8 protein-coding genes are annotated in these 8,348 nt (G+C 51.4%); all 8 read left to right on the top strand.

The genetic code is table 11. The annotated features are described in order from the left end of the window. Positions 1 to 175 (top strand): EF-Tu C-terminal domain-related protein (locus tag BGK49_RS27010; RefSeq protein WP_072162992.1); only part of this gene is annotated, 175 nt, incomplete at its 5' end. A gap of 229 nt (positions 176 to 404) precedes the next feature. Then, positions 405 to 788, top strand: coding sequence for a preprotein translocase subunit SecE (gene secE / locus BGK49_RS13315; RefSeq protein ID WP_001275702.1), 384 nt, complete (start codon positions 405 to 407; stop codon positions 786 to 788). Position 789: 1 nt separating this feature from the next. Continuing rightward, positions 790 to 1,335 carry a transcription termination/antitermination protein NusG gene (nusG, locus tag BGK49_RS13310; protein ID WP_001287516.1) on the top strand — a complete coding sequence of 182 codons (546 nt, stop codon included), beginning with the start codon at positions 790 to 792 and terminating at the stop codon, positions 1,333 to 1,335. A gap of 159 nt (positions 1,336 to 1,494) precedes the next feature. Next, on the top strand, positions 1,495 to 1,923 hold the full coding sequence (gene rplK, locus BGK49_RS13305) for a 50S ribosomal protein L11 (protein ID WP_001085926.1): 429 nt from the start codon (positions 1,495 to 1,497) through the stop codon (positions 1,921 to 1,923). 3 nt (positions 1,924 to 1,926) lie between these two features. Continuing rightward, on the top strand, positions 1,927 to 2,631 hold the full coding sequence (gene rplA, locus BGK49_RS13300) for a 50S ribosomal protein L1 (RefSeq protein ID WP_001096684.1): 705 nt from the start codon (positions 1,927 to 1,929) through the stop codon (positions 2,629 to 2,631). Between the two features lie 412 nt (positions 2,632 to 3,043). Then, positions 3,044 to 3,541 (top strand): 50S ribosomal protein L10, encoded by a 498-nt coding sequence (gene rplJ / locus BGK49_RS13295; protein WP_001207201.1) that lies wholly within the window; start codon positions 3,044 to 3,046, stop codon positions 3,539 to 3,541. Positions 3,542 to 3,607: 66 nt separating this feature from the next. After that, positions 3,608 to 3,973, top strand: coding sequence for a 50S ribosomal protein L7/L12 (gene rplL / locus BGK49_RS13290; protein ID WP_000028878.1), 366 nt, complete (start codon positions 3,608 to 3,610; stop codon positions 3,971 to 3,973). Between the two features lie 319 nt (positions 3,974 to 4,292). After that, the gene (gene rpoB / locus BGK49_RS13285; protein ID WP_000263098.1) at positions 4,293 to 8,321 is read left to right on the top strand and encodes a DNA-directed RNA polymerase subunit beta; all 4,029 of its coding nucleotides are present in this window, start codon (positions 4,293 to 4,295) and stop codon (positions 8,319 to 8,321) included. Positions 8,322 to 8,348: the final 27 nt, after the last annotated feature.

The following is an 8,348-nucleotide window of genomic DNA, read 5'->3' as shown; positions in this document are numbered from 1 at the left end:
CGTGACTGGTACCATCGAACTGCCGGAAGGCGTAGAGATGGTAATGCCGGGCGACAACATCAAAATGGTTGTTACCCTGATCCACCCGATCGCGATGGACGACGGTCTGCGTTTCGCAATCCGTGAAGGCGGCCGTACCGTTGGCGCGGGCGTTGTAGCAAAAGTTCTGAGCTAATTGCCGATAACATTTGACGCAATGCGCACTAAAAGGGCATCATTTGATGCCCTTTTTGCACGCTTTCGTACCAGAACCTGGCTCATCAGTGATTTTCTTTGTCATAATCATTGCTGAGACAGGCTCTGTTGAGGGCGTATAATCCGAAAAGCTAATACGCGTTTCGATTTGGTTTGCCTCGCGATCTCGGGGTGAAAATGTTTGTAGAAAACTTCTGACAGGTTGGTTTATGAGTGCGAATACCGAAGCTCAAGGAAGCGGGCGCGGCCTGGAAGCGATGAAGTGGGTCGTTGTGGTGGCATTGCTCTTGGTGGCGATTGTCGGCAACTACCTTTATCGCGACATTATGCTGCCGCTGCGTGCGCTGGCCGTAGTAATTCTGATTGCTGCAGCGGGTGGTGTCGCGCTGTTAACGACAAAAGGTAAAGCTACCGTTGCTTTTGCCCGTGAAGCGCGTACCGAAGTCCGTAAGGTCATTTGGCCGACTCGCCAGGAAACATTGCACACCACGCTGATTGTGGCTGCGGTTACCGCAGTAATGTCACTGATCCTGTGGGGACTGGATGGTATTCTGGTTCGCCTGGTATCCTTTATCACTGGCCTGAGGTTCTGAGATGTCTGAAGCTCCTAAAAAGCGCTGGTACGTCGTTCAGGCGTTTTCCGGTTTTGAAGGCCGCGTAGCAACGTCGCTGCGTGAGCATATCAAATTACACAACATGGAAGATTTGTTTGGTGAAGTCATGGTACCAACCGAAGAAGTGGTTGAAATCCGTGGCGGTCAGCGTCGCAAAAGCGAACGTAAATTCTTCCCTGGCTACGTCCTCGTTCAGATGGTGATGAACGACGCGAGCTGGCACCTGGTGCGCAGCGTACCGCGAGTGATGGGCTTCATCGGCGGTACTTCCGATCGTCCTGCGCCAATCAGCGATAAAGAAGTCGATGCGATTATGAACCGCCTGCAGCAGGTTGGTGATAAGCCGCGTCCGAAAACGCTGTTTGAACCGGGTGAAATGGTCCGTGTTAATGATGGTCCGTTCGCTGACTTCAACGGTGTTGTTGAAGAAGTGGATTACGAGAAATCTCGTCTGAAAGTGTCTGTTTCTATCTTCGGTCGTGCGACCCCGGTAGAGCTGGACTTCAGCCAGGTTGAAAAAGCCTAACCCAGCGATCAAAAAAGCGGCGATTTAATCGTTGCACAAGGCGCGAGATTGGAATACAATTTCGCGCCTTTTGTTTTTATGGGCCTTGCCCGTAAAAACGATTTTTTATATCACGGGGAGCCTCTCAGAGGCGTTATTACCCAACTTGAGGAATTTATAATGGCTAAGAAAGTACAAGCCTATGTCAAGCTGCAGGTTGCAGCTGGTATGGCTAACCCGAGTCCGCCAGTAGGTCCGGCTCTGGGTCAGCAGGGCGTAAACATCATGGAATTCTGCAAAGCGTTCAACGCAAAAACTGATTCCATCGAAAAAGGTCTGCCGATTCCGGTAGTAATCACCGTTTACGCTGACCGTTCTTTCACTTTCGTTACCAAGACCCCGCCGGCAGCAGTTCTGCTGAAAAAAGCGGCTGGTATCAAGTCTGGTTCCGGTAAGCCGAACAAAGACAAAGTGGGTAAAATTTCCCGCGCTCAGCTGCAGGAAATCGCGCAGACCAAAGCTGCCGACATGACTGGTGCCGACATTGAAGCGATGACTCGCTCCATCGAAGGTACTGCACGTTCCATGGGCCTGGTAGTGGAGGACTAAGAAATGGCTAAACTGACCAAGCGCATGCGTGTTATCCGCGAGAAAGTTGATGCAACCAAACAGTACGACATCAACGAAGCTATCGCACTGCTGAAAGAGCTGGCGACTGCTAAATTCGTAGAAAGCGTGGACGTAGCTGTTAACCTCGGCATCGACGCTCGTAAATCTGACCAGAACGTACGTGGTGCAACTGTACTGCCGCACGGTACTGGCCGTTCCGTTCGCGTAGCCGTATTTACCCAAGGTGCAAACGCTGAAGCTGCTAAAGCTGCAGGCGCAGAACTGGTAGGTATGGAAGATCTGGCTGACCAGATCAAGAAAGGCGAAATGAACTTTGACGTTGTTATTGCTTCTCCGGATGCAATGCGCGTTGTTGGCCAGCTGGGCCAGGTTCTGGGTCCGCGCGGCCTGATGCCAAACCCGAAAGTGGGTACTGTAACACCGAACGTTGCTGAAGCGGTTAAAAACGCTAAAGCTGGCCAGGTTCGTTACCGTAACGACAAAAACGGCATCATCCACACCACCATCGGTAAAGTGGACTTTGACGCTGACAAACTGAAAGAAAACCTGGAAGCTCTGCTGGTTGCGCTGAAAAAAGCAAAACCGACTCAGGCGAAAGGCGTGTACATCAAGAAAGTTAGCATCTCCACCACCATGGGTGCAGGTGTTGCAGTTGACCAGGCTGGCCTGAGCGCTTCTGTAAACTAATGCCTTTACGTGGGCGGTGATTTTGTCTACAATCTTACCCCCACGTATAATGCTTAATGCAGACGTATATCCGAGATATTCGGGTTGTGGCAAGGCGGCAACTGAGTGAGTCGCCAGGAGCATAGCTAACTATGTGACTGGTGCGAATGAAGGAAGCCAACGCCGCCACAAGTTGAATAGCGACGGATAGAAAAGATTTGTTCGTTGGAGCCTGGCCTATCCAGGCCTCCGTCGAAGACCGCAGGAGTTTCGCAAGAAACTTAATCCCCTGCGTAGACGGTGACAGAACGCTAAGATTATTCTTTTATATTCTGGCTTGTTTCTGCTCACCGTAATTAAGACGCTCTCTCCGTTTGGAGGAGTGAAGTGAGTTCCAGAGATTTTCTCTGGCAAACATCCAGGAGCAAAGCTAATGGCTTTAAATCTTCAAGACAAACAAGCGATTGTTGCTGAAGTCAGCGAAGTAGCCAAAGGCGCGCTGTCTGCAGTAGTTGCGGATTCCCGTGGCGTAACTGTAGATAAAATGACTGAACTGCGTAAAGCAGGTCGCGAAGCTGGCGTATACATGCGTGTTGTTCGTAACACTCTGCTGCGCCGTGCTGTTGAAGGTACTCCGTTCGAGTGCCTGAAAGACGCGTTTGTTGGTCCGACCCTGATTGCATACTCTATGGAACACCCGGGCGCTGCTGCTCGTCTGTTCAAAGAGTTCGCGAAAGCGAATGCAAAATTTGAGGTCAAAGCCGCTGCCTTTGAAGGTGAGCTGATCCCGGCGTCTCAGATCGACCGCTTGGCAACTCTGCCGACCTACGAAGAAGCAATTGCACGCCTGATGGCAACCATGAAAGAAGCTTCGGCTGGCAAACTGGTTCGTACTCTGGCTGCTGTACGCGATGCGAAAGAAGCTGCTTAATCGCAGTTATCTTTTTAACGCATTCGCTTACGTATAAACTTATTCTGATATTCAGGAACAATTTAAATGTCTATCACTAAAGATCAAATCATTGAAGCAGTTGCAGCTATGTCTGTAATGGACGTTGTAGAACTGATCTCTGCAATGGAAGAAAAATTCGGTGTTTCCGCTGCTGCTGCTGTAGCTGTAGCTGCTGGCCCGGTTGAAGCTGCTGAAGAAAAAACTGAATTCGACGTAATTCTGAAAGCTGCTGGCGCTAACAAAGTTGCTGTTATCAAAGCAGTACGTGGCGCAACTGGCCTGGGTCTGAAAGAAGCTAAAGACCTGGTAGAATCTGCACCGGCTGCTCTGAAAGAAGGCGTGAGCAAAGACGACGCAGAAGCACTGAAAAAAGCTCTGGAAGAAGCTGGCGCTGAAGTTGAAGTTAAATAAGCCAACCCTTCCGGTTGCAGCCTGAGAAATCAGGCTGATGGCTGGTGACTTTTTAGTCACCAGCCTTTTTGCGCTGTAAGGCGCCAGTAGCGTTTCACACTGTTTGACTACTGCTGTGCCTTTCAATGCTTGTTTCTATCGACGACTTAATATACTGCGACAGGACGTCCGTTCTGTGTAAATCGCAATGAAATGGTTTAAGCGTGATAGCAACAGGCATTGCGGAAAGTGTTCCATTTTCCGGTCAACAAAATAGTGTTGCACAAACTGTCCGCTCAATGGACAGATGGGTCGACTTGTCAGCGAGCTGAGGAACCCTATGGTTTACTCCTATACCGAGAAAAAACGTATTCGTAAGGATTTTGGTAAACGTCCACAAGTTCTGGATGTACCTTATCTCCTTTCTATCCAGCTTGACTCGTTTCAGAAATTTATCGAGCAAGATCCTGAAGGGCAGTATGGTCTGGAAGCAGCTTTCCGTTCCGTATTCCCGATTCAGAGCTACAGCGGTAATTCCGAGCTGCAATACGTCAGCTACCGCCTTGGCGAACCGGTGTTTGACGTCCAGGAATGTCAAATCCGTGGCGTGACCTATTCCGCACCGCTGCGCGTTAAACTGCGTCTGGTGATCTATGAGCGCGAAGCGCCGGAAGGCACCGTAAAAGACATTAAAGAACAAGAAGTCTACATGGGCGAAATTCCGCTCATGACAGACAACGGTACCTTTGTTATCAACGGTACTGAGCGTGTTATCGTTTCCCAGCTGCACCGTAGTCCGGGCGTCTTCTTTGACTCCGACAAAGGTAAAACCCACTCTTCGGGTAAAGTGCTGTATAACGCGCGCATCATCCCTTACCGTGGTTCCTGGCTGGACTTCGAATTCGATCCGAAGGACAACCTGTTCGTACGTATCGACCGTCGCCGTAAACTGCCTGCGACCATCATTCTGCGCGCCCTGAACTACACCACAGAGCAGATCCTCGACCTGTTCTTTGAAAAAGTTATCTTTGAAATCCGTGATAACAAGCTGCAGATGGAACTGGTGCCGGAACGCCTGCGTGGTGAAACCGCATCTTTTGACATCGAAGCTAACGGTAAAGTGTACGTAGAAAAAGGCCGCCGTATCACTGCGCGCCACATTCGCCAGCTGGAAAAAGACGACGTCAAACTTATCGAAGTCCCGGTTGAGTACATCGCAGGTAAAGTGGTTGCTAAAGACTATATTGATGAGTCTACCGGCGAGCTGATCTGCGCAGCGAACATGGAGCTGAGCCTGGATCTGCTGGCTAAGCTGAGCCAGTCTGGTCACAAGCGTATCGAAACGCTGTTCACCAACGATCTGGATCACGGCCCATATATCTCTGAAACCTTACGTGTCGACCCAACTAACGACCGTCTGAGCGCACTGGTAGAAATCTACCGCATGATGCGCCCTGGCGAGCCGCCGACTCGTGAAGCAGCTGAAAGCCTGTTCGAGAACCTGTTCTTCTCCGAAGACCGTTATGACTTGTCTGCGGTTGGTCGTATGAAGTTCAACCGTTCTCTGCTGCGCGAAGAAATCGAAGGTTCCGGTATCCTGAGCAAAGACGACATCATTGATGTTATGAAAAAGCTCATCGATATCCGTAACGGTAAAGGCGAAGTCGATGATATCGACCACCTCGGCAACCGTCGTATCCGTTCCGTTGGCGAAATGGCGGAAAACCAGTTCCGCGTTGGCCTGGTACGTGTAGAGCGTGCGGTGAAAGAGCGTCTGTCTCTGGGCGATCTGGATACCCTGATGCCTCAGGATATGATCAACGCCAAGCCGATTTCCGCAGCAGTGAAAGAGTTCTTCGGTTCCAGCCAGCTGTCTCAGTTTATGGACCAGAACAACCCGCTGTCTGAGATTACGCACAAACGTCGTATCTCCGCACTCGGCCCAGGCGGTCTGACCCGTGAACGTGCAGGCTTCGAAGTTCGAGACGTACACCCGACTCACTACGGTCGCGTATGTCCAATCGAAACCCCTGAAGGTCCGAACATCGGTCTGATCAACTCTCTGTCCGTGTACGCACAGACTAACGAATACGGCTTCCTTGAGACTCCGTATCGTAAAGTGACCGACGGTGTTGTAACTGACGAAATTCACTACCTGTCTGCTATCGAAGAAGGCAACTACGTTATCGCCCAGGCGAACTCCAACCTGGATGAAGAAGGCCACTTCGTAGAAGACCTGGTAACTTGCCGTAGCAAAGGCGAATCCAGCTTGTTCAGCCGCGACCAGGTTGACTACATGGACGTATCCACCCAGCAGGTGGTATCCGTCGGTGCGTCCCTGATCCCGTTCCTGGAACACGATGACGCCAACCGTGCATTGATGGGTGCGAACATGCAACGTCAGGCCGTTCCGACTCTGCGCGCTGATAAGCCGCTGGTTGGTACTGGTATGGAACGTGCTGTTGCCGTTGACTCCGGTGTAACTGCGGTAGCTAAACGTGGTGGTGTCGTTCAGTACGTGGATGCTTCCCGTATCGTTATCAAAGTTAACGAAGACGAGATGTATCCGGGTGAAGCAGGTATCGACATCTACAACCTGACCAAATACACCCGTTCTAACCAGAACACCTGTATCAACCAGATGCCGTGTGTGTCTCTGGGTGAACCGGTTGAACGTGGCGACGTGCTGGCAGACGGTCCGTCCACCGACCTCGGTGAACTGGCGCTTGGTCAGAACATGCGCGTAGCGTTCATGCCGTGGAATGGTTACAACTTCGAAGACTCCATCCTCGTATCCGAGCGTGTTGTTCAGGAAGACCGTTTCACCACCATCCACATTCAGGAACTGGCGTGTGTGTCCCGTGACACCAAGCTGGGGCCGGAAGAGATCACCGCTGACATCCCGAACGTGGGTGAAGCTGCGCTCTCCAAACTAGATGAATCCGGTATCGTTTACATTGGTGCGGAAGTGACCGGTGGCGACATTCTGGTTGGTAAGGTAACGCCGAAAGGTGAAACTCAGCTGACCCCAGAAGAAAAACTGCTGCGTGCGATCTTCGGTGAGAAAGCCTCTGACGTTAAAGACTCTTCTCTGCGCGTACCAAACGGTGTATCCGGTACGGTTATCGACGTTCAGGTCTTTACTCGCGATGGCGTAGAAAAAGACAAACGTGCGCTGGAAATCGAAGAAATGCAGCTCAAACAGGCGAAGAAAGACCTGTCTGAAGAACTGCAGATCCTCGAAGCGGGTCTGTTCAGCCGTATCCGTGCTGTGCTGGTAGCCGGTGGCGTTGAAGCTGAGAAGCTCGACAAACTGCCGCGCGATCGCTGGCTGGAGCTGGGCCTGACAGACGAAGAGAAACAAAATCAGCTGGAACAGCTGGCTGAGCAGTATGACGAACTGAAACACGAGTTCGAGAAGAAACTCGAAGCGAAACGCCGCAAAATCACCCAGGGCGACGATCTGGCACCGGGCGTGCTGAAGATTGTTAAGGTATATCTGGCGGTTAAACGCCGTATCCAGCCTGGTGACAAGATGGCAGGTCGTCACGGTAACAAGGGTGTAATTTCTAAGATCAACCCGATCGAAGATATGCCTTACGATGAAAACGGTACGCCGGTAGACATCGTACTGAACCCGCTGGGCGTACCGTCTCGTATGAACATCGGTCAGATCCTCGAAACCCACCTGGGTATGGCTGCGAAAGGTATCGGCGACAAGATCAACGCCATGCTGAAACAGCAGCAAGAAGTCGCGAAACTGCGCGAATTCATCCAGCGTGCGTACGATCTGGGCGCTGACGTTCGTCAGAAAGTTGACCTGAGTACCTTCAGCGATGAAGAAGTTATGCGTCTGGCTGAAAACCTGCGCAAAGGTATGCCAATCGCAACGCCGGTGTTCGACGGTGCGAAAGAAGCAGAAATTAAAGAGCTGCTGAAACTTGGCGACCTGCCGACTTCCGGTCAGATCCGCCTGTACGATGGTCGCACTGGTGAACAGTTCGAGCGTCCGGTAACCGTTGGTTACATGTACATGCTGAAACTGAACCACCTGGTCGACGACAAGATGCACGCGCGTTCCACCGGTTCTTACAGCCTGGTTACTCAGCAGCCGCTGGGTGGTAAGGCACAGTTCGGTGGTCAGCGTTTCGGGGAGATGGAAGTGTGGGCGCTGGAAGCATACGGCGCAGCATACACCCTGCAGGAAATGCTCACCGTTAAGTCTGATGACGTGAACGGTCGTACCAAGATGTATAAAAACATCGTGGACGGCAACCATCAGATGGAGCCGGGCATGCCAGAATCCTTCAACGTATTGTTGAAAGAGATTCGTTCGCTGGGTATCAACATCGAACTGGAAGACGAGTAATTCTCGCTCAAACAGGTCACTGCTGTC

It is taken from the genome of Shigella sp. FC1544, from assembly GCF_001722145.1.
GTDB lineage: Bacteria > Pseudomonadota > Gammaproteobacteria > Enterobacterales > Enterobacteriaceae > Escherichia > Escherichia coli.
Note: the sequence above shows the minus strand (reverse complement) of the source record. Positions and strands in the feature narration are given on the sequence as shown.

What these genes read in the sequence shown, in the direction of transcription:
- rplK (WP_001085926.1), top strand. Translation starts at nt 1,495, where the DNA reads ATGGCTAAGAAAGTACAAGCCTATGTCAAGCTGCAGGTTGCAGCTGGT.
- nusG (WP_001287516.1), top strand. Translation starts at nt 790, where the DNA reads ATGTCTGAAGCTCCTAAAAAGCGCTGGTACGTCGTTCAGGCGTTTTCC.
- rplL (WP_000028878.1), top strand. Translation starts at nt 3,608, where the DNA reads ATGTCTATCACTAAAGATCAAATCATTGAAGCAGTTGCAGCTATGTCT.
- rplA (WP_001096684.1), top strand. Translation starts at nt 1,927, where the DNA reads ATGGCTAAACTGACCAAGCGCATGCGTGTTATCCGCGAGAAAGTTGAT.
- rplJ (WP_001207201.1), top strand. Translation starts at nt 3,044, where the DNA reads ATGGCTTTAAATCTTCAAGACAAACAAGCGATTGTTGCTGAAGTCAGC.
- secE (WP_001275702.1), top strand. Translation starts at nt 405, where the DNA reads ATGAGTGCGAATACCGAAGCTCAAGGAAGCGGGCGCGGCCTGGAAGCG.
- rpoB (WP_000263098.1), top strand. Translation starts at nt 4,293, where the DNA reads ATGGTTTACTCCTATACCGAGAAAAAACGTATTCGTAAGGATTTTGGT.